Annotated in this window: 24 protein-coding genes; 18 read left to right on the top strand and 6 right to left on the bottom strand. The window is 72.4% G+C overall.

What is annotated here, in order from left to right; all coding sequences use genetic code 11:
* Positions 1-214: carbohydrate-binding protein (locus QCZ28_RS21435; RefSeq protein ID WP_347815121.1), on the top strand; the 214-nt coding region annotated here is incomplete at its 5' end.
* Positions 215-277: 63 nt separating this feature from the next.
* Positions 278-856, top strand: a complete 579-nt coding sequence (locus QCZ28_RS21430) for a DUF305 domain-containing protein (RefSeq protein ID WP_279518306.1) — start codon at positions 278-280, stop codon at positions 854-856.
* A 12-nt stretch (positions 857-868) separates the two neighbouring features.
* Here QCZ28_RS21430 and msrB read toward each other — a convergent pair whose 3' ends face one another.
* Positions 869-1,273, bottom strand: a complete 405-nt coding sequence (gene msrB / locus QCZ28_RS21425) for a peptide-methionine (R)-S-oxide reductase MsrB (protein WP_030336225.1) — start codon at positions 1,271-1,273, stop codon at positions 869-871.
* Positions 1,274-1,320: 47 nt separating this feature from the next.
* Between msrB and ligD the strand changes: the two genes are divergently transcribed.
* From ligD to QCZ28_RS21370, 11 genes are all read left to right on the top strand, one after another.
* The gene (ligD, locus tag QCZ28_RS21420) at positions 1,321-2,352 is read left to right on the top strand and encodes a non-homologous end-joining DNA ligase (protein WP_279518305.1); all 1,032 of its coding nucleotides are present in this window, start codon (positions 1,321-1,323) and stop codon (positions 2,350-2,352) included.
* 386 nt (positions 2,353-2,738) lie between these two features.
* The gene (locus QCZ28_RS21415) at positions 2,739-3,989 is read left to right on the top strand and encodes an HNH endonuclease signature motif containing protein (protein WP_279518304.1); all 1,251 of its coding nucleotides are present in this window, start codon (positions 2,739-2,741) and stop codon (positions 3,987-3,989) included.
* A 280-nt stretch (positions 3,990-4,269) separates the two neighbouring features.
* Entirely contained in the window at positions 4,270-4,899 is a 630-nt protein-coding gene (locus QCZ28_RS21410) for a hypothetical protein (protein WP_279518303.1), read from the top strand.
* Entirely contained in the window at positions 4,896-5,528 is a 633-nt protein-coding gene (locus tag QCZ28_RS21405) for a YdeI/OmpD-associated family protein (RefSeq protein ID WP_279518302.1), read from the top strand. Before QCZ28_RS21410 ends, QCZ28_RS21405 begins: the two co-directional genes overlap by 4 nt.
* Before the next feature lie 88 nt (positions 5,529-5,616).
* The gene (locus QCZ28_RS21400) at positions 5,617-6,051 is read left to right on the top strand and encodes a DUF2975 domain-containing protein (protein WP_279518301.1); all 435 of its coding nucleotides are present in this window, start codon (positions 5,617-5,619) and stop codon (positions 6,049-6,051) included.
* Positions 6,051-6,266: a helix-turn-helix transcriptional regulator gene (locus QCZ28_RS21395; protein WP_030336216.1), complete on the top strand. Its 216-nt coding sequence runs from the start codon at positions 6,051-6,053 to the stop codon at positions 6,264-6,266. The genes QCZ28_RS21400 and QCZ28_RS21395 overlap by 1 nt, the downstream gene beginning before the upstream one ends.
* On the top strand, positions 6,263-6,427 hold the full coding sequence (locus tag QCZ28_RS21390; protein ID WP_210866457.1) for a hypothetical protein: 165 nt from the start codon (positions 6,263-6,265) through the stop codon (positions 6,425-6,427). The genes QCZ28_RS21395 and QCZ28_RS21390 overlap by 4 nt, the downstream gene beginning before the upstream one ends.
* A gap of 116 nt (positions 6,428-6,543) precedes the next feature.
* A complete protein-coding gene (locus tag QCZ28_RS21385; RefSeq protein ID WP_279518300.1) occupies positions 6,544-9,729 on the top strand; it encodes an ABC transporter permease in 3,186 nt (1,061 codons plus the stop codon).
* Complete coding sequence (locus tag QCZ28_RS21380; protein ID WP_279518299.1) at positions 9,726-12,434, top strand: FtsX-like permease family protein; 2,709 nt, start codon at positions 9,726-9,728, stop codon at positions 12,432-12,434. Before QCZ28_RS21385 ends, QCZ28_RS21380 begins: the two co-directional genes overlap by 4 nt.
* A gap of 1 nt (position 12,435) precedes the next feature.
* Complete coding sequence (locus QCZ28_RS21375) at positions 12,436-13,431, top strand: ABC transporter ATP-binding protein (protein WP_279518298.1); 996 nt, start codon at positions 12,436-12,438, stop codon at positions 13,429-13,431.
* Between the two features lie 11 nt (positions 13,432-13,442).
* Positions 13,443-14,168, top strand: a complete 726-nt coding sequence (locus tag QCZ28_RS21370) for an ABC transporter ATP-binding protein (protein WP_279518315.1) — start codon at positions 13,443-13,445, stop codon at positions 14,166-14,168.
* Between the two features lie 265 nt (positions 14,169-14,433).
* Here the strand turns inward: QCZ28_RS21370 and QCZ28_RS21365 are convergent, their stop codons facing one another.
* The 4 genes from QCZ28_RS21365 to QCZ28_RS21350 are packed head-to-tail and all read right to left on the bottom strand — an operon-like array spanning position 14,434 to position 18,212.
* The gene (locus QCZ28_RS21365; protein WP_279518297.1) at positions 14,434-14,967 is read right to left on the bottom strand and encodes a hypothetical protein; all 534 of its coding nucleotides are present in this window, start codon (positions 14,965-14,967) and stop codon (positions 14,434-14,436) included.
* A gap of 25 nt (positions 14,968-14,992) precedes the next feature.
* Positions 14,993-15,445, bottom strand: a complete 453-nt coding sequence (locus QCZ28_RS21360; protein ID WP_279518296.1) for a GNAT family N-acetyltransferase — start codon at positions 15,443-15,445, stop codon at positions 14,993-14,995.
* A gap of 21 nt (positions 15,446-15,466) precedes the next feature.
* Entirely contained in the window at positions 15,467-17,038 is a 1,572-nt protein-coding gene (locus QCZ28_RS21355; protein ID WP_279518314.1) for an alpha/beta hydrolase, read from the bottom strand.
* A 58-nt stretch (positions 17,039-17,096) separates the two neighbouring features.
* Positions 17,097-18,212 (bottom strand): ATP-dependent DNA ligase, encoded by a 1,116-nt coding sequence (locus QCZ28_RS21350; protein ID WP_279518295.1) that lies wholly within the window; start codon positions 18,210-18,212, stop codon positions 17,097-17,099.
* Positions 18,213-18,347: 135 nt separating this feature from the next.
* On the opposite strand from QCZ28_RS21350, the gene QCZ28_RS21345 reads away from it, so the two are divergent.
* Positions 18,348-18,560, top strand: a complete 213-nt coding sequence (locus QCZ28_RS21345; protein WP_279518294.1) for a hypothetical protein — start codon at positions 18,348-18,350, stop codon at positions 18,558-18,560.
* Positions 18,561-18,672: 112 nt separating this feature from the next.
* Positions 18,673-19,095, top strand: a complete 423-nt coding sequence (locus QCZ28_RS21340) for an SRPBCC family protein (protein WP_279518293.1) — start codon at positions 18,673-18,675, stop codon at positions 19,093-19,095.
* Between the two features lie 95 nt (positions 19,096-19,190).
* On the opposite strand, the gene QCZ28_RS21335 is transcribed toward QCZ28_RS21340, so the two are convergent.
* Positions 19,191-20,111: a DNA-3-methyladenine glycosylase 2 family protein gene (locus tag QCZ28_RS21335; RefSeq protein WP_279518292.1), complete on the bottom strand. Its 921-nt coding sequence runs from the start codon at positions 20,109-20,111 to the stop codon at positions 19,191-19,193.
* Between the two features lie 500 nt (positions 20,112-20,611).
* Between QCZ28_RS21335 and QCZ28_RS21330 the strand changes: the two genes are divergently transcribed.
* The 3 genes from QCZ28_RS21330 to QCZ28_RS21320 are packed head-to-tail and all read left to right on the top strand — an operon-like array spanning position 20,612 to position 26,974.
* Positions 20,612-22,429, top strand: coding sequence for a stealth family protein (locus QCZ28_RS21330; protein ID WP_279518291.1), 1,818 nt, complete (start codon positions 20,612-20,614; stop codon positions 22,427-22,429).
* Positions 22,430-22,487: 58 nt separating this feature from the next.
* Positions 22,488-25,217, top strand: coding sequence for a CDP-glycerol glycerophosphotransferase family protein (locus tag QCZ28_RS21325; protein ID WP_279518290.1), 2,730 nt, complete (start codon positions 22,488-22,490; stop codon positions 25,215-25,217).
* On the top strand, positions 25,214-26,974 hold the full coding sequence (locus tag QCZ28_RS21320) for a stealth family protein (protein ID WP_279518289.1): 1,761 nt from the start codon (positions 25,214-25,216) through the stop codon (positions 26,972-26,974). The genes QCZ28_RS21325 and QCZ28_RS21320 overlap by 4 nt, the downstream gene beginning before the upstream one ends.
* Positions 26,975-26,989 lie beyond the last annotated feature (15 nt).

The raw sequence follows: 26,989 nt of genomic DNA, 5'->3' as shown, positions 1-26,989 counted from the left end.
CCCCACACCCACCCCCACCGCGACCCCACGGCCCACCCCGACCCCCACGCCGACCACTCCACCCGCGCCGGGCGGCACCTGGGCGGCCGGTCGGGCGTACCAGGTCGGCGACCAGGTCACCTACGGCGGAGCGACGTACCGCTGCCGGCAGGCGCACACCGCGATCGCGGGCTGGGAGCCGCCGAACGTACCGGCGCTCTGGCTCCAGGTCTGACCGCACGGGTGCGGCCGGTCGGTCGCACCCGTGTCGCCGCCCTCGCGTGAACGGAGCACCGGCATGCCCCGCCGTACCCCGCTGGCGTCCCTCGTCGCGGCCCTGCTGCTCAGCGGAGCCTGCGCCGGATCACCCACGTCGAGTCCGTCGGCAGTGCCGCAGCCGGCCCCCGCGTCCCCGGTCGGCGCCGAGTCGGCCGGAGGCGCGATGAGCGGGATCGACGTGGTGTTCCTCAGCACCATGGTCGGGCACAGCGAACGCACCCTGCAGATCGTCCGGCTGGCCCGGGACCGGGTGCGCGACGATGCGCTGCGCACCCTCGCCGCCGCCATCGAGGCGACCGAGGCCGACGAGCTGACCACGATGCGCGGCTGGCTGGCCACGGCCGGGCCGGGCGCCAGCGCGGCAGCACACCACCACGACGGGCACGGCGACGACGCCGCGCTCGACCGGCTGCGGACCGCGCCGGACGCGGACGTCGACCGGGTGTTGCGCGAGGTGCTCGCCGACCACCAGCGATCGGCCGCCGACCTGGCCCGATCCCACGTCGACGTCGGCCGCGACGACCGGGTCCGCGACCTGGCCCGGCGCGTCGAACAGTCCCGGACCGCCGAGATCGGGCTGCTCAGGGGTACGCAGTGAGTGGCTCCGTGGTCAGCGGGGTTCCAGCTTGATGGAGACCGAGTTGACGCAGTGCCGGGTGTCCTTCGGGGTGAAACCCTCGCCGTGGAAGACGTGCCCGAGGTGGCTGTCGCAGCGGGCGCAGCGGATCTCCGTACGGGCCATGCCGAGGCTGCGGTCCTCGATCTCCTTGACCCGGCCCGGGATGGCGTCGTCGAAGCTCGGCCAGCCACAGTGCGAGTCGAACTTGGTGTCGCTGGAGAACAGCTCCAGCCCGCAGGCGCGGCAGTGGTAGACCCCCTGGGTCTTCGTGTCCACGTACTCGCCCGTCCACGGGCGTTCGGTGCCGGCCTCCCGCAGGACGTGGAACTCCTCGGGGGTCAGTCGGACCCGCCACTCTTCGTCGGTACGGGGCAGCTCGTTGTCGTCAAGACTCACCCGTCAACGGTACGTCGAACGTCGGGGGCGTGGCATAAGGTCGCGGGATGGGTGGCACCAAGGCCGCGGCCGCCGAGATCGAGGTGGCCGGGCACACCGTCCGACTGAGCAGTCCGGACCGGGTGATCTTCCCCCAGCGGGGGTTCACCAAGGCGGACGTCTTCCACTACTACCTCGCCGTCGGCGACGGGATCATGCGCGCCCTACGGGACCGGCCGACCACCCTGCAACGCTTCCCCGAGGGCGTCGAGGGCGAGGCGTTCTTCCAGAAGCGGGTGCCCACCCGGGGGGTTCCGCAGTGGGTGACGACCGCGCAGATCACCTTCCCGAGCGGCCGGACCGCGGCGGAGCTCTGCCCGACCGATCTGGCGCACGTGGCCTGGGCGGCGCAGATGGGCACCATCGTCTTCCACCCGTGGCCGGTGCGGGCCGCCGACGTCGACCGCCCCGACGAGCTGCGCATCGACCTGGACCCACAGCCCGGCACCGACTTCGCCGACGCGGCGCGGGCCGCCGGCGAGGTCCGCGCGCTCCTCGACGAGCTGGGCGCGACCGGGTGGCCGAAGACCTCCGGCGGCCGGGGCGTGCACGTCTACCTGCGCATCCAACCCCGCTGGACGTTCACCGAGGTGCGCCGGGCCACCATCGCGCTGGCCCGGGAGGTGGAGCGCCGCCACCCCGACCTGGTCACCATCGCCTGGTGGAAGGAGGAGCGCGGCACCCGGGTCTTCGTCGACTTCAACCAGATGGCCCGCGACCGGACGATCGCCTGCGCGTACTCGCTGCGGGCCAACGCGCGGGCCACCGTCTCGACCCCGGTCAGCTGGGACGAGCTGCCCGACGTCGACCCGGACGACTTCGACCTGCGCAGCGTCCCGGCCCGGCTCGCCGAGCGCGGTGACCCGCACGCCGGCATCGACGACACACCGTGGGACATCACCCCGCTGCTGGAGTGGGCCGAGCGTGACGCCGCCGCCGGCCAGGGCGACCTGCCGTACCCGCCGGACCACCCGAAGATGCCCGGCGAACCCAAGCGGGTGCAGCCCAGCCGCGCCAAGCGCACCCCCGACGGCCCCTGACCGGTCTCCCCGGGTGGGGCCAGCGGGCCTTTCATGCCCGCGCTTCCGCGCGCCGCGCCGCGACGCTTTGCGCCGTCGCCGTCGCCGTCGCCGTCGCCGCCGCGCCGCGACGCGACGCTTTGCGCCGCCCCGCGCCGTCCCGCCTTGTGCCGCGCCGTCCCGCCCCGCCCGGCGCTGCGCTGCGCCCTCGCGCTGCCCCCTCGCGCTGCGCCCTGCCGCGGTTCGAGCAACTTCCCTGATGTTGCTGCCTCCGGTGGGTGGGAGACAGCAACAACGCTGATGTTGTGCGGATCTTGGCGAGGGGTATTCGGTGCGGCGGCCACGTCGGTGGTTTCGCACGCCTGTGACGGCCGATTTTTGTCGTACACCTGTTCTAGGGTTTGTTTGTGATCGATGAGTTGGTGCGGGCCGAGACGGCGGTGGGGAGCTGCGCCGACGCTGCCGCCTGGGCCCTCTCCGAGCGCGATCTCATCGCGGCGCTCGACGCCACGCACCGGTTGCAACAGCGGCTGGCGGCGGTGCAGTTGGCGGTCGTCCGGGAGTTGGACGGGCGCGGCGTCGCGGTGGCGCAGGGCGCGTCCTCGACAACGGTGTGGTTGCGTGAGCGCCTACGTCTCGATGTCTCGGCCGCGCGTCGGCTGGTCGGCCTCGCGGCTTCGGTCGACGTCGCGCCACCTGCTGTGCGGGAGGCGTTGGCGGGCGGGACGGTCAGCGTGGAGCATGCCCGGGTCATCGCCGACACGGCCGCCACGGTGGCGGCCTCGGCTGGCGCGGAGGCGGCGGACAAGGCAGTCGGTGTGCTGGTCGAGTGGGCCGGGCAGTTCGACCCCGCACTGCTGCGCCGGATGGGCACCCGGATTCTCGACCACGTCGCTCCCGACCTCGCGGACTCCGCCGCCGCAGCGGCCCTGGCTGCCGAGGCCGCCCGGGCCACCCGCGACCGGCACGTCACCATCTCCGAGCAGACCGGCGGGCGGCTACGGCTCAGCGGCATCCTCGACGCGGAGGCCGCAGCACTGCTGCGTGCCGTCATCGACCCGTTGAGCGCACCCTGCGGGCCGGACGACACCCGATGTGCCGGTCAGCGCCGTCACGACGCCCTCGCGGACGTGTGTCGGCTGGCGCTGCGCACCGGCGAGCTGCCCGAGAACGGGGGCGACCCCGCCCAACTCGTCGTCACCATCGACTACGACGGGCTGGCGCGGCGGTTGGGTGGCGGCATTCTCGACGTCGGCCTGCGGCTCACACCCGACACGGTGCGCCGGCTCGCCTGTGACGCCACCGTTCTGCCCGCCGTGCTCGGCGGCGCGGGTCAGGTCCTCGACGTGGGCCGGCAACGTCGCCTGGTCACCGGTCCGCTGCGCCGGGCCCTGGTGCTGCGCGACGGTGGGTGCGCGTTCCCCGGTTGCGACCGTCCGCCGCGCTGGTGCGCCGCCCACCACATTCGGCACTGGGCCGACGGGGGCCCGACCAGCCTCGACAACGCCGTGCTGCTCTGCGGCCACCACCACCGGCACATCCACCAGACCGACTGGGTGGTCCGGCTGGGCGGCAACGGGCACCCGGAATTCGTGCCGCCGGCCTGGCTTGACCCCGAGCAGCTTCCGCGCCGCAACCACTACCACCAACGAACATAGGCCGACCGACTGCCCCGACGAACTGAGGCCGGCCGGCTGCCATCGCCGAACGGAGGCCGACCGGCTGCCATCGACGATCGGAGGCCGGCCGGCTGCCATCAACGAACGGAGGCTTATCCGCTGTCACCAATGAACTGAGGCCGGCCGGCGTTCACCAGTCGGCACGGCGGCTGGGAGGTGGGGCGCCGTCTTCGGTGGGCTGCCACTCGGCGACGGCCTGCCGTCGGGCCACGTAGCTCTCGTCGTACCAAAGTGGATCTTGTCGACTAGCCTGTGTCGCATGGCCATGCGACCGGATGAGTTCTACGACCACGCGGTTGCCGCCGCGGACGACGAGCGCCGCCTTCCCCTGGCGCGGATGACCGGGTGGGAGATCAGTCCGTTCGAGCCGGACGGACTTCGCGTGGCGCCGCTGCGGCCGCCGGTGCTCCCCGAGCCGCCGCGGCACGGCGAGGATCCGTCAGACTGTGACGCCTGCCGCAAGCGGGACGAGGGGATCTGGTTCAACGAGCGGTGGCGGCTGACCCGGATCGAGGGTGTGGGTGTCCCGCTGGTGCTCATGCTGTTGCCGCGCGAGCACTACGACATGGCGGACCTGCCCGACGAGTTGGCCGCCGAGCTGGGGTTGTTGAGCACCCGCATCGTCCGCCACGTGCAGGCGCTGCCGCACATCTCACGCGCCCACGTCTACCGCTTCGGCGACGGCGGCGCTCACCTGCACATCTGGTTCTTCGCTCGGCCCGAGGGGCAGGCCCAGTTGTTCGGGTCGTGGCTGGTCGCCTGGGACGACCTGCTGCCGGAGTACCCGGCGCAGGTGGCCGACGCCGACGCCGACGTGGTGGCGGACGCGTTGGTCAAGTCCCACGGTGGGCACCGACTGTCAGACCCCGGGATTAGCCTGCCGGCATGACGAGCGCTGAGATGGACGAGCTGATCGTCGCTGACGCCGACGCGCTGCGCACCTGGTTGTCGGCGAACCACGCCTCATCGCCCGGTGTCTGGCTCGCGCTGACCAAAAAGGGCGGCACGGTCACGACGGTGACCTGGCAGCAGGCGGTCGACGAGGGCCTGTGCTTCGGCTGGATCGACGGGCAGGCCCGCAAAAGGGACGAGGGGTCCTCGTGGATCCGGTTCACCCCGCGCCGCTCCCGCAGCTCGTGGTCACAACGCAACGTGGCGAACGTGGCCCGGCTGGAGGAGCAGGGGCGGATGCTGCCACCGGGTCGGGCCGCTGTGGAAGCGGCGAAGGCGGACGGTCGGTGGGCGGCGGCGTACGCCCCGCCGTCGGAGGCGGAGGTGCCGGCCGACCTTCTCGCCGCGATCGCCGCCGAACCCGCCGCGCAGGCCATGTTCGACGTGCTCACCAAGGCCAACCGGTTCGCCCTCATTCACCGCCTCAACGCGGTCAAGCGGGCGGAGACCCGCGAACGGAAGATCGTCGACTTCGTCGCCATGCTGGCCCGACACGAGACGTTGCACCCGCAGAAGGCCAAGCCGTCCCCGGCGGCCGACGTGCCCAGCGCGACGGGTGGCAGCTGACGAACCGATTGACTTTCGATAGGTAGCGAGCGAAACTCGATGCATGGTTACTGAGCATCGAGCGGTTGCCGCTCTCAGAGTCTTTCTCGTGGTGCTGTTCGGGGTGCTGGTCGTGTTCCAGACCCTCTCGCTGCCCGGCCAGTTCGCGTACATGGCTGAGCAGTCGCCGCAGGACGCCCACCTGCGCTGGCCGGCGACCGCCGTGACGGTGTTCTGGGTGCTCTGCGTCCAGGTGGTCATCGTCGCGACGTGGCAGTTGCTCAGCCTGGTCAAGAGCGACCGCATCTTCACCGAGGCGTCCCTCAAGTGGGTGGACGCCATCGTGTGGGCCATCGCCGCCGCCTGGGTGGTGCTGGTGAGCGTCTTCCTCTGGGTCGGCTTCAACGCGGACGACCCGGGACTGCCCCTCCTGCTCTTCCTCCTGACGGTGGGCGTCACCGTGCTGGGGCTGCTCATGGTGGTGATGCGTGCGCTGCTGCGGCAGGCCACCACGCTGCGCAGCGACATGGAAGCGGTGATCTGATGCCCATCGTCGTCCGCATCGACGTCGAGTTGGCCAAGCGCAAGATGAGCGTCGGTGAGTTCGCCGAGCGCGTCGGGCTCACGCCGGCCAACGTGGCGGTGCTCAAGAACGGCCGCGCCAAGGCCGTCCGGTTCAGCACCCTGGAAGCGATGTGCCGGGTGCTCGACTGCCAGCCCGGAGACCTGCTCGAGTGGGTGGAGGAGGAAACCCCATGAGGTACGCCCTGATCGCTGCCGCAGTCCTCGGGGTGGCGCTCGGCGTCGCCGCCGTCGTGCTCGGCGGGGCCGACGACTCCCCGGGCCTGCAGGGCATCGGCGTACTGCTGGTGATCGGCGCGGTGGTGTTCGGCATCCGCAACGTTCGACGCGGCAGCTAGCCGCCCGGCTTCGGCCGACCCTCCCGTAATAACGATCAAGTAACGGGCGCGAACCTTTCCCGGTGGGTGGCCTGTCTTGATGGTCGTCGGCCCGCCAGGGCCAGGGGAGGCGTCGGATGAAGCTGGTGTGGAGGCGGGCCCGGGAGGCGCGCGGGTTGCTGATGGCGGCGGTGATCGCTGCCCTCGTCGCCGTCGCGTTGGTCACGGGACTGTCCGACTACAACCGTCGGGCCGTCGACGCCGGGCAGCGGGCTCTCGTCGCCGCCTCGCCCGCCGAGGAGCGCGGCCTACTGGTCAGTGGCTCGGGCGGGCGGGACGCGGCGGAGTTCGCAACCCGGGACAAGGCGGTCCGCGCCGAGTTCGCCACCGGGCTCGGCGGCGTCCCGGTCGCTGTCACCGCCGCCCGGTACGGCACCGGCCGGGAGCTGACCGGCGACCTCGGGCAGATTCCGCGTACCGCCGACGAACCGGTCTTCGCCAGCCTGGCCACGCTCGACAACCTCGCCAGCCACGCCGAGCTGACCAGCGGTGCCTGGCCCCGCCCCGGAGCCAACCCCATCCAGGTGAGCCTGCCCGAGCGGGTCGCCGGCACCCTCGGCCTGACCGTCGGCGAACGCGTCCCGGTGCGGGACCGGGCCACCGAACGACGCGGCGAGTTGGTGCTCGCCGGCACCTGGCGGCCCCGCGACCCGACCGACGCGTACTGGCTGCTGGCCCCCGGCGTGGGAGCGGGCAGCGCCGGTTCCGGAACCTCGTACGGCCCGTTCACGCTCGACCCGGCGGACTTCGCGGCCACCTTCCCGGGCTCCGTGTCGGCGTCCTGGCTCGCCCAACCGGACCTCGGCGGCGTCGACACCGCCGACCTGCCCGCCGTTCGGAAAGCCCTCACCGAGGCGCTGTCGGCAGTGCCCGAGGCCGCCCAACTGGGCAGCTCCGGGCAGGCGGTGACGAAGATGGCGCAGCTGTTGGACCGGATCTCCCGCGCCGACCTGGTGGGTCGCTCGTCGCTGGCCACCCCGCTGCTGCTCATCCTGGTGCTCGGCGGGTACGCGCTGGTGCTCGTCGCCGCGCTGCTGCACGAGGACCGTCGCCCACAGACCGCGCTGCTACGCGCCCGTGGCGCCGCCCGTCGGCAGTTGGCCGGCCTGGCCGCCCGCGAGGCGACCCTGGTGGTCGCCCCGGCCGCCGTGCTCGGTCCGCTGATCGCCGGTGAGGCGCTGCGGTACATCCGGCCCGGCGGGTCGAGTGACCTCTCCACCGCCGGCGGCAACACCACACTGATCTGGGCGGCGGCAGCGGCCACCGCGGCCGGTTGCCTCGTCGCCATGGTCCTGCCGACGCTGCGCGGCGCCGGGACGTACGTCGCGGACATGGCGGCCCGATCCCGCCCGAACCGGGCCGCGAGCGTCCAACGCGCCAGCGTCGACCTGGTGCTGGTGGCGCTGGCCGTGCTCGCCTGGGTGCAGCTACGCCGCTACGCCTCCCCGCTGGCCGGCTCGGGCGGCCGGCTCGGCCTCGACCCGCTGCTGATCGCCGCCCCCACGCTCGGCGTGCTGGCCGGTGCCGTGCTGGCGCTGCGGCTGCTCCCGCCGCTCACCCGGTTCGCGGAGCGGTTCGTCGACCGTCGTCCCTGGACCGCCACCATGTTCGGCATGTGGCAGGCCGGTCGGCGTCCGCACGCCGGCCCGGTCCTGCTGCTCGCCCTCGCCGTCGGCGGCAGCACCCTGGCCTGGTCTTTGATCAGCACCGGCGAGCGGTCCCAGGTCGAGCAGGCCGGCTACACGGTCGGCGCCGACGTCCGGGTCACCGAACGGGCCGGGGCCGCCCCGCCGAACCGGGCCGACCAGCTCGCCGCGCTGCCGAACGTGGACCGGGTGCTGCCGGTGTGGCGGGACGAGATCCGGGTCGGCCGGCAGAACCTGTCGGCGACAGTGATCGGCCTCGACCCGGCCAGCGCCCCGGGCGTCGTCCGCCTCGCCGACCGCCTCGCCGACGGATCAGCGGCGCAGCGGTACCAGCGGATGATCGGCGGGCGCGGGGCCCTCGCTGGCGTCGAGTTGCCCGCCGACACGCGCGCGATCACCGGCACCGTCCGGACGCCGGTGACCGGGAGCGCCGGATCGGCCCGGGTCGCGGTGACCCTGCTGGTCACCAGCTCCGACGGGCTCGCCCTGCGGCTGCCGGCTGCCGACGCCGACAGCGACGGCCGGGCCACCCGGTTCACGGTGCAACTGCCCGCCGGGGGCGGGGCGCGCCTGCGGCTGGCGGGGTTCGAAGCCGATGGCGGGCCGGGCACCGGCAACCTGTACCGGCTCCAGATGGACGGGCTGACGGCGGTCGGTGCCGACGGCACGACCCGACCGGTCGAGCTGACCGGCGACTGGGTGATGACCACCCGCGGCGAGAAGCCCACCCGGGTGCAGCCCACCGCCAACGGGTTCACCACAACCCACGCGGTGGAGGTGATTCCCGACGCGCGACTCTCCGAACAGCCGTCCAGCCGGTTCGCCGTCGTGCCGGCGGGAGTGAACGAGCCCGTACCGGTGCTGATGACGCCCGCGGTGAGCGCCGCACTGAGCCTCGGTGTCGGCGACACCGCCGACCTGACGCTCTCCGGTACGACGCTGCGGGTGCAACTGGTCGGTGAGCTGACCGCCGTACCGACCACCACCGGGGAGGGCGTGCTGCTGGACCTGCCCACCGCTGTCGACACGCTGATCCGCGACAGCGGCTCCGTACGACCCGTACCGGAATGGTGGATCCGCACCGCCGACGCGAACGCCGCAGCCCAGGCGGCCGGCGAACTCCCGGGCGTCACAGTGCTCGACCGGGAGGCGGCCATCGAGGCGGCCGCCGACGACCCGTACTGGCGCGGCTCCCGTACCGGCATGCTCGCCGCCGCGCTCGGTGCGGTGCTGCTCGCGATCGTCGGCCTGATGGTGGACGTGTGGGCGACCGCCCGGCGGCGGCTCGGCGAGTTCGCGGTCCTGCACACCCTCGGCGCCACGCCCCGGCTGATGGCCAGGGCGCTGCTGGCCGAACAGACGTTCCTCGCCGGCATCGGCGTGGGCGTCGGGTTGCTACTCGGCACCGCCGTCGGCGCGACGATGGCCCCGCTGGTCATCCTCACCCCGGCCGCCGGCCGGCCGGTCCCCCCGGCGGCGTTCGCGCTGCCCTGGGTGCCGATCGGCCTGACCGCGGTCGGTCTGCTGCTGGCGGCGCTCGCCTTCAGCGCGTTCATCGCCACCGGCATCCGTCAGCGGGTGGCGGCGGCGCAGCTGCGAATCGGGGGAGAACGATGAGCGTCGGGGCAGCCGTCCGGCGGGTCCGGGCGTACGGGGGACAGTTCCTGCTGTTGGCGGTGCTGACCCTGGTGGTCACGCTGCTGATCAGTGGGGTGCCCCGGCTGGTCAACCGGCTCGCCGAGCAGGGGTTGCGAGCGCAACTCACCAGCGAGCCGGCGGAACGCCGGGACCTCACGTACACCAGCACCATGGCGCCCGCCCCGTCGCAGCGGACCGCGATGGGCAACGCCGTGGAGCGGTTCAACACCCTGGCCGCGGAGATGCCAGAGCAGGTGCGCTCGGCGGTGACCGAGCGGTGGTACAGCGTCGAGACCCAGGCGGCCCGGGTGGTCGGACCGGATCTGGCGGCCCGCAACCTCCTGCTCGACCTGGGCCTGCGGGCCATGCCCGACATCCAGGGCGCGGGCACCCTGGTCGAGGGCGCGTGGCCGAGCGAGACGTACGTTCCCGACCGGCCGATAGAGGTGGCGCTCGACGTCGACGTGGCCCGCAAGCTCAACCTGCGCGCCGGCAGCGAACTGCGCATCGGCAACACCGACGACAAGGGCAACCTCGTCGACGGTTCCCCGCTGCTGGTGTCCGGGCTGTTCCGCCCCGTCGACCGTTCGAGCGGCATCTGGGACGCGCTGCCGCAGATGTTGCAGATCATCGAACCGGTGGGGGACGGCCAGCCGTTCATCATCACCGGCGTCGTCGCGCAGTCGGCCCTCAACAAGCGGGCTGTGGAGGGTTGGCCGATCCAGTCGATCTGGCGGTACCGCCTGGGCGTCGACCGGATCGACGCCCGCGAGCTGGACCAGATGATCGACGGCCTGCAGGTGATGCAACGCAACCAGCCGGCGGACCTCGCCCTGACCCAGGGCGTCGACGTTCCGTTGCGCGCGTTCGCCGCCCAGATCGACGCGGTCCGGACCCTGCTCGCGGTGATCGCGGCCGGCGTACTGGCCACCCTGGCCGGGCTCATCGTGCTCGCGGCAGGTCTCGCCACCAGACGGCGTCGGTCCGAGTTCGTGCTGCTGCGTGCCCGCGGCGGCGGGGCCACCGCCGGCGCCCGCCGCAGCCTCGCCGAGTCGGTGCTGGTGGTTCCGGTGGCCGCCGTGCTGGGCTGGTGGCTGGGCACCCTGATCCCCGGCGCCCCCGACCCGACAATGCCGTATCTCATCGCGGTGACCGTGCTGGTCACGCTGGCGCTGCCGTTGGCGACGTTGGCCGTGCCGGCCGGCGGCGCGGCGCGCCGGGACCTGATCCGGGTACGCCCGTCGGCCCGTCGACTCACCGTGGAGGTCTCCCTGCTGCTCCTGGCCGGGCTCGCCGCGGTGCTGCTGCGCCGACGGGGGCTGACTCTCGGCGAGGTGGACCCGTTGCTCGTGTCGGTGCCCGTGCTCCTCGCGGTCGCCGCGGCGGTGCTGGCGCTGCGGGCGTACCCCTGGCCGTTGTTGCTGGTCAGTCGGCTCGCCGCGCGGACCCGGGGTAGCGTGGCGTTCCTCGGCACGGCCCGCGCCGGCCGCGCGGCGGTCGCCGCCCCGCTGGTCGTGGTGGTGCTGGCGATCGGCACCGCCGCGTTCTGCGCGGTCGTCGCCGCCGGCGTCGACGCGAGCCGGGAACGCGCCGCCGCGCAGCTCGTGCCCGCCGACGCGGTGATCCGGGGAGAGCGCTTCGCACCCGACACCGTCGACGAGCTGGGTCGCCTGCCGGGGGTCCGGGCCGTCACGCGGGTGCTGTACGAGGACGATGAGCGGCTGGCCGCCGACGAGGTCGGCACCGACGCCGCGATCGGGCAGACGGACGTGCTGCTGGTCGACGGCTCGGGGCTGGACCTGGTGGCCCACGAATCCCAGGTGGACCTGTCGATTCCGGCCGCGCTGCGCACCGCCCTGCCCGGCCCGGGTCCGCTGCCGGCGATCGTCTCACCGGCGATCGCCGCCGACTTGGCGAAGGCCGGGCTGACCGACTCCGCCTTCGTCGTGGTGCAGGGCGAGCGGTACGAGTTCCGGGTGGCCGGCACCGAGGCCGGTTTCCCGATGCTGGCGGCGAACGCCAGCCGATTCGTGATCCTGCCCTGGCAGGCCCTGCCGACGCGGACCACCACACCCGTGCCGACCAGCCTGCTGATCGCCGGGGACGCCCTGGACGCGGAAGCGCTGCGCGTCGTCGGCGACCAGGGCCAGGAGCGCTACCAGCGCGACGGCGCCGTCACCGGTCGGGAAAGGCTGATCGGGGTCACCGTCGACACCCGGGCGGACGTCCGCCGGGATCTCGGCGAGGGCGGGGCGAACGGGGTGCTGGCCTTCGGATTCCTGGGCGGTGCCGTCGGCGGCACCCTGCTCGGGCTGTTGGCCATCGCGTTCACCGTGCTGGCCGGCGCGCGGTCCCGGGGCCAGGTGCTGTCCCGGCTGCGCACCCTCGGCCTGTCCCGCCGCCAGTGGCGAGGCTTGCTGCTGGTCGAGTTGACCCCGCTGGTCGCGGTGTCGGTGCTGACCGGTGCGCTCGTCGGCGCGGTCCTGCCCCTGCTGCTCAACCCGGTGCTCGGCCTGTCCGCGTTCACCAGTGGTGTGCCCGTCCGGGTGGCGTTCGAGCCCAGTCTGGTCGCCGCGGTGCTCGCGCTCGGGGCGGTCGCCCTCGGCTTCGCGGTCGCCGTCGAGGCCCTGAACAACCGCCGGTTGCGCCTCGGAGAGGTGCTTCGGCTCGGAGAGGAGAGCTGAGATGACCGCTACCGCCCAGACGCCACTGGTGCCTGACCTGGCCGCGCTGCAACAGCGGGCAGCGCTTCGCGCCGCCGAGCGGGCCGGCGGGCAGGACCGTCTACGCGGGCACATCGTCTGCGACGGCCTGGTGCGCATCTTCAAGACCGAGGGGGTGGAGGTGGTCGCCCTGCAGGGGCTCGACCTGGTCATCGACCGGGGTGAGCTGGTGGCGATCGTCGGTGCCTCCGGTTCGGGCAAGTCGACCCTGCTCAACATCCTCTCCGGCCTGGACACGCCGACCGCCGGTATCGCCCGGGTGGCCGACTACGACCTGCTCTCGCTGTCGGCCAAGCGGCGGCTGAGCTACCGGCGGCAGTTGGTCGGGTTCGTCTGGCAGCAGACCGGCCGCAACCTGCTGCCGTACCTCAACGCGCTGGAGAACGTCGAGCTGCCGATGCAGTTGGCCGGCAAGCGCAGCAGCAGGGCCCGCCGGGAGCGGGCCCGGGAACTGCTCGACCTGGTCGGCGTGGGCTACTGCGCCGACCGGCGGCCCGGGCAGCTCAGCGGCGGCGAGCAGCAGCGGGTCGCGGTGGCGGTGGCGGTGGCCAACGACCCCGAGGTGCTCTTCGCCGACGAGCCGACCGGCGAGCTGGACGAGGCGACCGGCGCGGACGTCTTCGCGGCGCTGCGCACCATCAACGCGGAACTGGGCGTGACCATCGTGGTCGTCACCCACGACCACGCCGTGGCCACCCAGGTTCGTCGGACCGTCGCGATCCGCGACGGCCGAACCGCCTCCGAGGTACGCCGGACCGCCCGGATCGACGCGGACGGCAACACGGAGTTGGTCAGCGAGGAGTACGCGGTGCTGGACCGCAACGGTCGGATGCAGCTGCCGGCGGCGTTCGTCGACGCGCTCGCGCTGAAGGAGCGGGTCCGGCTCGACCTGGAGCCCGACCATGTGCAGGTACGGCCCGGCGACCGGGCCTCGGAGGATCGGGGGGCGCGGGCATGAGCCGGCGGAACATGGTGGTGACCGGCGCGACCGGCTTCGGCGGCGGGCTGACGGCCAACCCCGACGAGGTGGTCCGGGTCAGTGGGGTCAGCCGCACCTTCGGCCGGGGTGAGCACGCCGTGCACGCCGTGCGGGACGTGTCCTTCACTGCCGGGCGGGGCGAGTTGGTGGCCATCCGGGGCCGCTCCGGGGCCGGTAAGACCACGCTGCTGAACCTCATCGGCGGGCTGGACCGGCCGGACAGCGGTCAGGTGGTGGTGGCCGGGCACGAGGTGACCTCCGCCGGGGAGGCGGAGCTGCTGCGGCTGCGCCGGGGCACCGTCGGGTTCGTGTTCCAGACCTTCGGACTGGTGCCGATCCTCTCCGCCGCCGAGAACGTGGGCGTGCCGTTGCGGCTGGCGCAGGTGCCGGCCGCGGAGCGGGAAGAGCGCGTCGCGGTGCTGCTGGAACTGGTCGGCCTGGGCGGGCACGCCGCGCAGCGCCCGTACGAGCTCTCCGGCGGGCAGCAGCAGCGGGTCGCGGTGGCCCGCGCGTTGGCCAACGAGCCGGACCTGCTCATCGCCGACGAGCCCACCGGTCAGCTCGACTCGGAGACCGGACGGTCCATCATGGACCTGCTGCGCGCGGTGGTGCACGCCCGCGGCATGACCGCCCTGGTGGCCACGCACGACCCGGCCCTGATCGACCTCGCCGACCGGGTTCTCGTGCTGCGCGACGGACGCCTGGTCGACGGCTGAGCGCTGTCGCCGGCTGGCGCTCTTGGGCGCTGGCCGCTGTCGAGGGCTGGCTGCTGTCGGGGGCTGGCTGCTGTCGGCTGGTCGGGCGGCTGGCGCGACGGGTAGGGCATGGTGTTCGCGCCCACTGTGGAGCTGATGTCGTAGCTGAATCGCGGCGGTGAATCGCGGCGGTGAATCGCGGCGGTGAATCGTTTACGACATCAGCTCCAAAGGGCCCGAGGGAGAGGTGCCGGCCCCGTCCGGCGTCGACGCCGGCCTCGCCCGGTCAGGGCTGGTTGCCCCCGGGCTGGTTGCCTCCGGGCTGGTTGCCTCCGGGCTGGTCGCCTCCGGGCTGGTTGCTGGGTTGGCGGCGCTCGGGAAGCGCGCCGGCGAGCGGGATCAGGAGGCAGCCCACCAGGGCCAGCACGATGCCGGGGCCCGGCGCGGTCGAGAGCAGCTCGTGCCCGACGAAGGGATCCTCGGCCTCGAAGTACCAGTACACGCCGGTGAGACTGCCGCAGGCGAGCGCATTGGCGATGAGCAGTCCGCGGCTGGCCTGCCGCCACACCCGACGAGCGGGACCCCCCGTGGTGGTCAGCGAGAGCACCGCGCAGCCGGCGGCGATCACCGCGAAGGGCAACGCCCAACCGACCAGCCGTGCGCCCGGGACGACCTCGGTCCGGTCGGGGTACACGCTGCGCCACCCGGGCAGCCAGAACGCCGCCACCAGCAGCACCACCCCGACCACCAGGAGCAGCAGACCTCGCCGACGCCGTGGCGGGTGCTGCTGCGGGCTGCCAGGGCTCCTCGGCTGGCTCATGGCGGCGAACCTAGCCCGTGTGCGGTCAGAGGGCGAGCTTCATGCCCTCGTGGCTGGCCACGAAGCCGAGGTTCAGGTAGAAGCGGTGCGCGTCGGTGCGGGTCTTGTCGGTGGTGAGCTGCACCAGGGCGCAGCCGCGCTGCCGGGCCTGGTCGATCGCCCAGGTCATCAGGTCCCGGCCCAACCCCTGGCCGCGTCGGTCGGAGCGGACCCGGACCGACTCGATCAGTGACCGCTCGCTGCCGTGCCGACCCAGACCCGGGATGTAGGTGATCTGCAGGCAGCCGACCAGGTCGCCGCCCTGCTCGACCACGATCAGCTGGTTGCGCGGGTCGGCGTCGATGGCCGCGAACGCCCGCTCGTACGCCTCGTCGACCTCGGTGAAGTCGCGGGCCTTGCCCAGCACGTCGTCGGCGAGCAGGGCGATGACGGCGGGCAGGTCAGCCCGGACCGCCTCCCGGTAGATCAGATCGGTCATGCCGGGAGCCTGTCACAACGCTCAGCGGGGCGGGCAGCGCAGGCCCTCCCGAGGAACCTTGAGGTCGAGCAGGTAGGCGTCGACCGCGTCGGTGATGCAGGACGTCTGCGGATATGCGGTGTGCCCCTCGCCCTCCCAGGTGAGCACCCGGCCGACGCCCAGCATCGACGCGAGCCGGGGGGTCTGCTCGTACGGTGTCGCCGGGTCTCCGGTGGTGCCGACCACCACGATCGGCGGTGCGCCGTTCGCCTTCCCGGTCGGGTAGGGGTCACGCCCGCCCGGCCACTCGACGCAGCTCAACATGCCGACCGCGAGCGCCGGCCCGAACAGCGGGTACTTCCCGCGCCACTCGGACTGCAGCTGTCGGATCTGCTCCCGGCTCGGCTTCTCCGTCTCGTCGGCGCAGTTGATCGCCAGGTTGGCGTCGAACAGGTTCGAGTAGTGCCCGTCGTCCTCCCGGCCGGCGTACGCGTCGGCGAGCCGGAACACGTCCTTCGGGTCACCCTCGGCCAGCTTGTCGATCGCCTGTGCCAGCTCCTGCCAACCCGACTCGGTGTAGAGCGAGGAGATGACGGCGTAGAACACCCAGCCGGCGGTGGCCTCCCGCCCGTCCGCACCGCGTACCGGGGAGACCTTGGCCTTGTCGATGGCCGAGGTGACGGCCGCGCGGGCATCCGGAGCGATCGGGCAGCGGCCGGCGTTCGCCGCGCACCAGGTGGTGAAGTTGGTGAAGGCCCGTTCGAAGCCACGGGCCTGGCTCTCCGAGCCCTCGACCAACCGTTGCTGCGGGTCGACCGCGCCGTCGAGCACCAGCGCCCGCACCCGCTGCGGGTACAGCTGGGCGTACGTGGCGCCGAGCAGGGTGCCGTACGAGTAGCCCAGGTAGGTGAGCTTGTCGTCGCCCACGGCGGCGCGTACCGCGTCCATGTCGCGGGCGGCCTGCTCGGTGCCGTACAGCGGCAACTGGTCGCCGTACCGGTCGCCGCAACCGCGCCCGATCCGCTGGCTCAGGCCGACGAAGCCGTCGAATGCCGCCTGGCTCGCCGGGTCCGGGTCGTAACCGAAGCTGGCGTCCAGGTCGGCGTCGGAGATGCACTTCACCGGGCTGGACCGGGACACCCCGCGCGGATCGAAGCCGACGATGTCGAAGCGCTCGGTGATCGACGCGGGCAGCCCGCCGAACTGGGGGCCGAAGGACAGGTAGACGGCGGTGTCGACGCCGGACCCGCCCGGACCGCCCGGGTTGACCACCAGCGAGCCCACCCGGTCGCGTTGCTTGGTGGACCGGGCGCGCAGCAGGGCGATCTCGAAGGTCTCCCCGGCGCCGGGGCCGGTGCTCGCCCCGCCGCCGGTGCCCCAGTCACGGGGCACGGCGATGCGGGTGCACTCGTAGCGCATGTTCGGCGCGCCCCGCCTGACCAGCTCGTCGGGAACCTCCGGGCACGGCCGCCAGGTGGGTGCGCTGCCGGTCGGGGCAGCCGCGCCCTCCACCTCGGTGCGCGGCGCGAACGCCGGCAGCGTGCAACCGGCGGTGAGCAGCGCGGCGACGCCGAAGGCGGCGAGAGTGCGACGGACCCGGCGGCTGGTCGCCATCCGAGGCTGGTCGGCGGTGCGGGTCACGTGGTCCTCCGGGATCGGGTCGACGGCCAGGCTACGCCGGGCCGGTGGCGGCGCTGTCCACGGTGGCCGTCGGGTCGCCGCGCAGCACCTGGTCGACGTCGAAGCGGATCGGCCGGTCGAGCTGGTCGTAGCGGCAGGACCGGGGGTCGCGGTCCGGGCGCCACCGGACGAACTGGGCGGTGTGCCGGAAGCGTTCGCCCTCCATCGCGTCGTAGCCCACCTCGACCACCAGCTCCGGGCGCACCGGCTCCCACTCCAGGTTCTTCGTGCCCGTCCACCGGCTCACCCCACCCGGAATGCGTTGGCCGCGCTCGTGGTCACCGTGCACCCACGGGTGCTCGCCGCCGGTGTCCCGATAAGGCGCCAGCTCGTCGAGCAGTTCGGCGCGGCGGGCCATGCTGAACGACGCGCTCACCCCCACGTGGTGCAGGACCCCGGCGTCGTCGTACAGGCCGAGCAGCAGCGAACCGACCACCGGGCCGGACTTGTGCCAGCGGAAGCCGGCCACCACGGCGTCAGCGGTGCGGGCGTGCTTGACCTTGAACATCAGTCGCTTGCCCGGCTCGTACGGCAGGTCGGCCGGCTTGACGATCAGACCGTCCAGCCCGGCGCCCTCGAAGACGTCGAACCACCGCCGGGCGGTGTCCGGATCGGTGGTGACCTGGGTGACGTGCACCGGCGGACGCACCCCGGCCAGCGCCTGGACCAGCCGCTCCCGGCGGCGCGGGTACGGCTGGTCGAGCAGCGCCTCGTCACCGATGGCCAGCAGGTCGAAGGCGACGAAGTCGGCCGGGGTGGTCTCGGCCAGCATCTTCACCCGGGACGCGGCGGGGTGGACGCGCTGGGCCAGCAGCTCGAAATCCAGCCGGGGCTGGCCGCTCGGCCCGTCGCGCCGAATCACGATCAACTCACCGTCGACCGCGCACCGCTGCGGCAACTGCCGGCGGGCCTGCTCGACCACCTCGGGGAAGTAGCGGGTCATCGACTTGCCGCCCCGGCTGGCCAACTCGACCTCGTCGCCGTCGCGGAACACGATGCACCGGAACCCGTCCCACTTGGGCTCGTAGGTCACCCCGGGCGTGGTGGGCAGCTTGGGAACGCTCTTGGCCAGCATCGGCTCGACCGGCGGGTTGATCGGCAGGTCCACGCCGACCAGTCAATCAGACGGTGCCGACAGTCGTGAGGCAGATCACCGTGGGTGCCGGGGTGGCGTGTCCGCCTACGCGTCGCTCGTCCCGACCGGGCGAATCGCATAACCCCAGGTCAGAGCTACTTTCGCCAGGTGTCCGAGTGGGTCTGTGACTGCTGCGGGCGGTGGCGGGTGAGCGTCGAGCTGATCCGGGGCCGCTACCGCTTCCGGCTGACCCGCCGTTACCCGGAGCGGTTCGGCGGTGGCAGCAACGTGCTGGGCGAGGTCGGTTCGGTGCCGGAGCTGGAGGAGCTGCTGCGTCGGCGTACCCCACTCACCCTGGCCGACCTGCACGAGGCCGCCTGACCGCGCGTCGACCGGCGGCCTCCACTGAGGAGGATCGGGCTGTCACAATGCTCGCGGCGGCCTCGTCCGTACCCGGGGCGGTGCCGAGCGGCGCCGCCGGGGAGGAAACGTGATGCGGTTCGAGGCCGATACCGAGATCGCCGCGGACGCCGAGCAGGTCTGGGCGGTGCTCGTCGACGTGGGGCGCTGGCCCGAGTGGACCGGCTCGGTGACGCAGGCCGAGCGGGGGGAAGCGGGGCCGCTCGCCGTCGGCGCGACCGCCCGACTGACCCAGCCGAAGCTGCGGCCGGCCCTCTGGCGGGTCACCGAGTTGACCGAGCGGCGGGAGTTCGTGTGGGTCTCCGCCGCGCCGGGTGTGCGGACCACGGGGGAGCACCGGCTGCTGTCGCTGCCCGACGGGCGTACCCGCGTCGAGCTGGCCATCGACCAGTCCGGTCCGCTGGCCGGCCTGATCGGCCGGCTGTACGGCGGGCTGCTCCGCCGTTACCTGCGGATGGAGGCCGACGGGCTCCGGCGTCGCTGCGAGCGGGGCTGACAGTCGGCCTCGCCGCCGTCGCATCGGCGGGTGCAGACTGAGCCGTACCCTGCGTCGGCTCTGCGTCGGCCGGTGAGCGCGTCCGCCCCAGCGGATCAGTAGCCGGCGAACGAGCGGATCGGGGCCCGCGGGCCGTACTTCGGTGCCCGGATGCCGGCGGCCTCCAGCAGCAGACACACCCGGCCCCGGTGACCTCGGAACGGCTCCAGCAGGGCCAACATCCGGGCGTCGTCGCCCCGCGGTTCGCCGGCCAGCGCCCAGGCCACCGTGTTCGGGATGTGGTAGTCGCCGACGCTGACCGCGTCCGGGTCCCCGTAGGCGATCCGGACCACCTCGGCGGCCGTCCACGGCCCGATGCCGGGGATCGCGGTGAGCCGGCGGGTGGCGTCGGTGGCGTCGGTGCTGCGCTCCAGGCGGTCGGCGAGCGCCGCGGCGCGACGAAGCGTGTCGGCCCGACGCTGTTCCACCCCGAACGGGTGGAACACCCAGTACGGGGTGGCGGCCACCGCGGCGGCCTCGGGCGGTAGGAGCAGCGGCTGCAGCGGCCCGGGAGCCGGTTCCCGGAAGTGCCGCACCATCGCCGCGTACGCCCGGTAGGCCTCCTTGCCGGTGACCTTCTGTTCGAAGACCGCGCGCAGCAGACGGGGGAAGACCTGCCCGGTGGCGGGCATCCGGAGCCCTCGGTGCTCCCGGGCCAGCCGGGCGACCAGCGGGTGCGCCGAGGCCAACTCGGTGAAGCCGGTCAGGTCGTCGCGCAGCCCCGCGATCGCGTCGGCGCGGGTGAGGACGTGCTCGGCCCCCGGCCCGTAGCCCTCGGCGAGCAGTTCCCCGCCGGCTGGTCGCAGCGCGAGCGTGGCTGGACCGTCCGGGGTGCGGGTCGCCCACCAGAAGGTGCCGGCAGCCACCCGGGCGCACGGGTCGTACGGGCTGAAGGTGAGGGCGCGGACCGAGGCGGCCAGCCGGTAGCCGACCGGTGGGTGCAGCACCCTCGTCGCGGCGGGTCCGGTCTCGGTCACCCCGCTACTCTGCCAGGTCACGGCAGTGGCCGGCGACCGGCCGTACCGGTCGCGGGCGGAGTTGAGCAGCTTCGCGAGGGCACGGTCAGTCGACCGACCCGGTGTCATTGAACCACCCGAATGGCCAGGATTATCTTCTCGAATACCTCCATACCGTCCTTATGCCATTTTTGCCTGTAGGCCAGGTATCGATCATGTGGTTGTTTGATGGCCTGCAGGTAAAATGCACTGCCCCGGGCCACCTGCGGCGGCCAGTGTCGTCCCTCACGGGAGAACGCGGTCCGGCCCGGAGATCGGTGTCGCCGACAGCCGCCGCCAGGCGACGCGGTCGACGCCGGATCGCCGCGCGGTGCCAACGGGGGATCTGTGGAAAGGCATGCAGTGATGGCCGCACGGGTGAGTGTCGAATCGTCGCGAGTGGGACGTCGCCCCGCCAACCGTACGCAGGGCTGATCGGTGCCCGCTGACGAGGCGGCCGTAGCGAACGGACGGTCCAGCTCATGATCGCCCTGAAGATCTACCGACTCCTGCCGTCACCGGCCCGGCGGCGGCTGCTGGGCCTGCTGCCCGCGCACCGGCGGATGGGCCTGGTGCAGACGCTCTCCCGCCCGCGCGGCGGGGACACGGTGCATCCCCTCGGCGCCCGGGTGGCAGTGACCGACGGTGGCGTTCGCACCCGGGCCGAGGTCGTCGCCGCGGCGACCCCGTTGCAGCAATGGCACCGCAACCTCACGGCCGTCACCACCGCGCTGCACGCGGCCGGCATCGAATACCACTGCATCCGTAACGACGACCACCTGCGCAGCACCGTCGCGGTCCTGGACGACCACCGGCCGGCGGTACAACGCCTGATCCGCTCCGCGCCGGCACTGGCCGGCGCGGACGTCCGGGTGGTGCAGGTCCAGCCCCGTCGGGACCAACCGGACGCCACCCCGACCGAGGTGATCCAGGTCTGCTTCCCGGTGACCGACGCCCGCGCCGGTGTGGTCCTCGGCGCACAGTTCGCCTGCGAGATCGAGTTCTGGAGCCGGCACGGAGACATGGTCCGCGCGCCGCGGCGCAACGGGGTCGTCGACGAGGCACCCGCCCGGGCGCAGCCGGTCCGGGTGGCGGCGGCGCTGATGAGCCACTTCGTGCCCGAGGCCGACGACCACACCTACGGCACCCGCCGGGACCTGGCCGTCCGAGCGCCGGACCGGATCGGCTTCCCGATCGACGCCGTCTACACCTGGGTGGACGGCTCCGACCCGCAGTGGCTGAAGCGGAAGTCGCTGGCGCTCGGCGCCCCCGAAGGCCCGCTGCACGCGGTCGCCGCGAACTCCTCGCGCTACCACAACCGCGACGAGCTGCGGTATTCGCTGCGGTCACTGCACAGCTTCGCGCCCTGGCTGCGGCGGATCTTCCTGATCACCGACAGCCAACTGCCGAGCTGGCTCGACCCGAGCCACCCGATGATCACGGTCATCTCGCACGCCGAACTCTTCGCCGACCTCGGCGGCCGGTCGTCGTACAACTCGCACGCCATCGAGTCCCGGCTGCACCGCATCGACGGCCTGTCCGAACACTTCCTCTACCTCAACGACGACGTGTTCCTCGGTCGCCCACTGCTGCCCAACCACTTCTTCCACGCCAACGGGATCGCGAAGTTCTTTCCCTCGCCGGCCCAGTTCGGCCTGGGCGAGGCGAAGCCGGAGGACCCGCCGGTGAAGGCCGCCGGGAAGAACAACCGCCGGCACATCCAGCGGCAGTTCGGCGTGACCATCACGCAGAAGATGAAGCACACCCCGTTCGCGCTGCGGCGCAGCATCATGCAGCAGATCGAGGGCACGCTGCCGGACGAGGTCATGGCCACCGCGCGGCACCGGTTCCGGCACCACGGCGACCTGTCCATCCCGTCGTCGCTGCACCAGTACTGGGCGTTCCTGACCGCGCAGGCCGTCCCCGGCGACATCGAGTACGAGTACGCCGACCTGGGCCACCCCTCGACCCCCGCCCGACTGGCCGAGCTGCTGGCCCGCCGCAACCGCGACGTGTTCTGCCTCAACGACACCGACTCCGACCCTCGGACGTTCGCCGAGCAGGAGCGGATGCTGGCCGACTTCCTGCCGCGCTACCTGCCCTTCCCCGCCCCGTTCGAGCTGCCGGACGACGTGGTGGCGGAGCGGCGGAACGTGGGCGCCGGGGAGCTGTATCGGCGCTCGTACCGCTCGGTGCAGGACGCCCGTCGGGGCGCCCCGATCGACGCTCCCACCATGCCCAACAACATGCTCAACACGGTCACCGACTTCAAGTCCGTCCTGCTCCGGCGCGACGAGTGAGCCCGTGCCAGCCGATGTTCCCCCCGCGTTTCCCGCACCCTTTCCCGTGGAGTCCAGAGTGGTAGACCCCGCCCCGCAGGTCACGATCATCGTTCCGGTCTACAACGTCGTCGACTACCTGCCCGAGACACTGGGGTCGATCGCCGCGCAGACCGTCTTCCGTCAGTGCCACGTCGTCCTGGTCGACGACGGCAGCACGGACGGCTCCGACCATTTGGTCAAGCAGTTCGCGGCGGAACACCCGAACGTGACCGCCCTGCAACAGCCCAACAGCGGGCCGGGGGCGGCCCGCAACCTGGCGCTCGACATCGCCGACACCCCGTACGTGGCGTTCGTCGACTCCGACGACCTGTTGCCGCCGCGAGCCATCGAGGTGCTGCTCAAGGCGATCGTGACCCACAAGGCGAGCATCGCCATCGGCGACATGGACACCTTTCCGAAGCCGACCGCATTCCTTTGGAAGAAGCCGTTCGGCAAGGGCGATCGGCTGCTGGAAACCGTCGTCGACGCACCGGATCTGATCTTCGACGCCGGCCCGTGCCACAAGCTGTACGACCTCGCCCAACTGCGTCAGCACGGCCTGCGGTTCCGCGAGGGGGTCCACTTCGAGGACGCCTTCCTGGCCATCCCGATGCTGCTCAAGGCCGAGGGCATCGCGCTGGTCGACACCGTGGTCTACCAGTACCGCCGTCGGGACACCGGCAACTCCATCATGGACAACCTGTTCCTGCGGGAGCAGAACTACTGGGACCACCTGGAACTCTGCGAAACCCTCGCCGGTCTCCGGCCCGAGCTGGACGTCTTCCGCCGCGAGGTGCTGGAACGCTTCCTGGTGCGCAGCTACCAGGGGTTCGCGATGCGGGCGCACACCCTGTTCGACGATGCCGCGTTGTGGCGGATATTCGAGAAGTGCACGCAGATCTACCAGGACGTCGACCCGGCCTTCATCGCCCGCTGGAGCGCTGACACCCGGCACCGGGTGGCCTACCTCGCCTTCAAGACGTACGACTTCGAGCTGTTCGCGCGCCCGTGGGAGCGGGTGCAGGGTGTCGTCGCCTGCGGCGGCGAGCTGCACCTCGACTACCCGGTCACCCCGGCTCTGCTTCCCTTGACCAAGGTGAGCGCGGTGTCGGTGCGGTTGGAGCAGACGCGGCTGACCGAATCCGGTGACGCCCTCAAGCTGTCCGGGCACGTGCAGATCAATGGCCTGCCCATGCACCGACCGATCCGTACCCCCCTCGGGCTGCGGTTGCGGGGCAGCAAGCTGACGGTGCCCGCCACGATCGAGCGGCGCAGCGACCTGAAGTCCGCCGACGACAGCCGGGAATGGTCCGGGTTCGTGGCCGAGGTGCCCGTCGCGCAGATGCGCACCGGCAGCCACCTCCTGCGGCTCGTCTTCCTGACCGAGACGGGCCAGGCGTCGCGGCAGTGTCTGATCTCCGCCGCCTTCCTGCGGGACTCGGGGATGAAGCTCGCCGGGGACACCCGGATCCTGCCGGGCTTCGCCGGGCGGGAGAACGCCACTCTGCTGGTACAGCGGGGCGGTGGCGCCGCCGGCCGGCGGCGGTGGCGGCGGATGCTGGTGCGCAAGGACCTTCGACACGTGGTGTCCCGCCGGCCCTTCTGGAAGCAGCGCCTGCTGCGTCTGATCACCGAGCCGCTGATGCGCGGGCGCGACATCTGGCTCGTCGGGGAGCGCAAGGACACCGCCCAGGACAACTCCTGGCACCTGTTCCGACACCTGCGCAAGGTCGAGCGCAGGCGGAACGCCTACTACGTGATCGCCAGCGACAGCCCGGACCGGGAGCGGTTGCGTGGGCTCGGCAACGTCGTCACGTACGACTCGTTCCGGCACAAGTTCCTCATGCTGCACGCCAGCAAGCTGATCAATTCCTACGACATCGACTCCTACATGCTTCCGTCCAGCTGGGAGCGGGGGGCGTACCTCAAGCACCTCAACTGGCGGGTCGCGCCGGCCCGGGTCTTCCTGCAGCACGGCGTCACGGACAAGGACGTCAGCGGCGGGTTGCACCGGGCCAAGACCGGCGTCGACCTGTTCGTCGCCGCGGCCGGCCAGGAGGCCGAGTACGTGGCGAAGCAGTTCGACTACGGCGACGCGGCCCAGCGGTTGGGTTTCCCGCGTTTTGACGCACTGGTCCCGGACCGGGGCGGCCGGCGGATCCTGCTGATGCCCACCTGGCGCAGCTACCTGGTCAGCCCGTCGTACAACCCCGCGCTGCGCCCCAGGTTCCCGTTCGACACGTCCGGGTACGCCCGGTTCCTGAGCGAGCTGTTCGGCAGTGAGGAGTTGCGACTCAGCCTGCGGCGGCACGGGTACACCCTGGAGTTCCTTCCGCACTACGAGATGCGGAACGTGTCGACGGCGATGGTGCCGGCGGACCCCGCGTTCTCCGTGGTGGATCAGACGCAGCGCAGCGTGCAGGACGCCCTGCGGCAGTGCGACCTCTTCATCACCGACTATTCGTCCACTGCCTTCGACGTCGCCTACCTGGGCACTCCGTTGATCTACGCCCACTTCGACAAGGAGGAGTACTTCTCCATCGGGGGCTACCGCAAGGGCTACTTCGAACACGGTGAGCACGGGTTCGGCCCGGTCTGTGCGACCGCGCAGGAGACGGTGACCGCGATCGTCCGCTACCTGGAGAACGGGTGTGTCCGCGAGGAGGAGTACTCCCGCCGGGCGGCCGACTTCTTCGCCGTCCAGGACCGCAACAACTCCCAACGGGTGGCCGCCGCCATCGCGGCGCTGCCGGGCCCGCAGCAGTGACCGGCCCGACGCCCACCCCGGGCGAGCCACCCCGGGCACTGGCCGAACCCACCGGGTTCGTCGAGGTGTACCGGCGGGTGCTCAGCCCGCAGACCCGGCGTGCCATCGCGACGAAGGTGAGCCCCCGGGCCCGGCACCAGCTGAAGCAGTGGGTCGCCCGGGCCGCCCGCGACGGTCACCTCTCCGAGCGCCGGGGCGAGCGGCTGGCCCGCCGCCAGCCGGAGTTGCTGGCCGGCGCGGACCGGGTGGTCGTCACCGCCGACCGGGGGCCGAGGGTGGCCCGGATCGGGGCGTCGGTCACCCCTCTGATGGCACGGCTGGACAATCTCACCGCGGTGACGACGGCGCTCGACGAGGCCGGCGTACCCCATTTCCGGGTGCGGGGGAAGTTTCACCGCTCGTCGGTGGTGGCTGTGGACGCCACCCACCGCGCGCAGGCGTGTGCCGCGCTCGCCGCCGCCTGCGGCCGGGTCCCCGGATACGTCTCGGTGCCGGAGGGCACCGGGCAACCGGCCGCGGGGTTCGAGACGAAGACCTGGGAGCGGCTGGCGGACGCCCCGGTGGTACGGCTGACCTGGTACTGGACGGACCCCCAGCGTCGGCTGGTGCTGGGGCAGGCGTACGGGTGCGACGTCGAGTTCTGGACCCGGGAGGGTGACACGCTTGTCGCGCCGCGGTCCAACGCCGTGGCCGAACAGGTGACGGTGGTGGCGCCGCTGGTCCTCGTACCGGAGTCGCGGTTCACCGGGTTGGCACCCCCCTCCGCGCCCGCCACCGCCTGGACCCGTCCGGAGTTCGCCGCACCGCGCCCCGACGACGTGCCGTTCCCGGTCGACGTGGTCTACACCTGGGTCGATGGCACCGACCCCGCCTGGCTACGGCGACGGGCCGAGGTGGCCGGGGTGCCGTACCACGCGGAGGCGGCGAGCGCGGCCCGCTTCCTCAGCCGCGACGAGCTGCGCTACTCGCTGCGGTCGCTGCATCTCTTCGCGCCCTGGGTACGCCACGTCTACGTGGTGACCGACGACCAGGTGCCGGCCTGGCTGGACCCGTCCGCCAGCGGGCTGCGGGTGGTCAGCCACCGGGAGATCTTCACCGACCCGACGGTGCTGCCGACGTACAACTCGCACGCCATCGAGAGTCAACTGCACCACATCGACGGGCTCTCCGAGCACTTCCTGTACTTCAACGACGACGTCTTCCTCGGCACCGAGGTGCTGCCCCAGGACTTCTTCCTGGCCAACGGCATCTCGCGGTTCTTCCCCTCGCCGGCGCTGGTGCCGCCGGGGCCGCCCACCGCCGGGGACATCCCGTCGTCGGCGGCCGGGAAGAACAACCGCGCGTTGATCGCGGAGCGGTTCGGCACCGTGCTGACCCAGAAGATGAAGCACATGCCGCACGCACTGCGGCGCAGCGTGCTCCAGGAGATCGAGCAGACGTTCCCGCAGCAGTACCGGCGGACCGCGGCGAGTCAGTTCCGCAGCATGGACGACCTGTCCATCGCCTCGTCGCTGCACCACTACTACGCCTTCCACACCGGACGCGCGGCACCGGGGGACCTGCGGTACACCATCGCCGAGCTGTCCCACCCGGACACCCCGGCCCGGTTGGCGCACCTGCTCGCCCGCCGGGACCGGCAGGTGTTCTGCCTCAACGACGCGTTCTCCGTCGAGGAGGACCTCGACGCGCAGATGGCGCTGCTCATCCCGTTCCTGGAGACGTACTTCCCGGTGCCGAGCCCGTGGGAACGGGCCTGACCCACCCCGGACACG

Source organism: Micromonospora sp. DH14 (genome assembly GCF_029809455.1).
Taxonomy (GTDB): domain Bacteria; phylum Actinomycetota; class Actinomycetes; order Mycobacteriales; family Micromonosporaceae; genus Micromonospora; species Micromonospora parva.
This window is presented reverse-complemented; position numbering and strand designations above follow the sequence as displayed.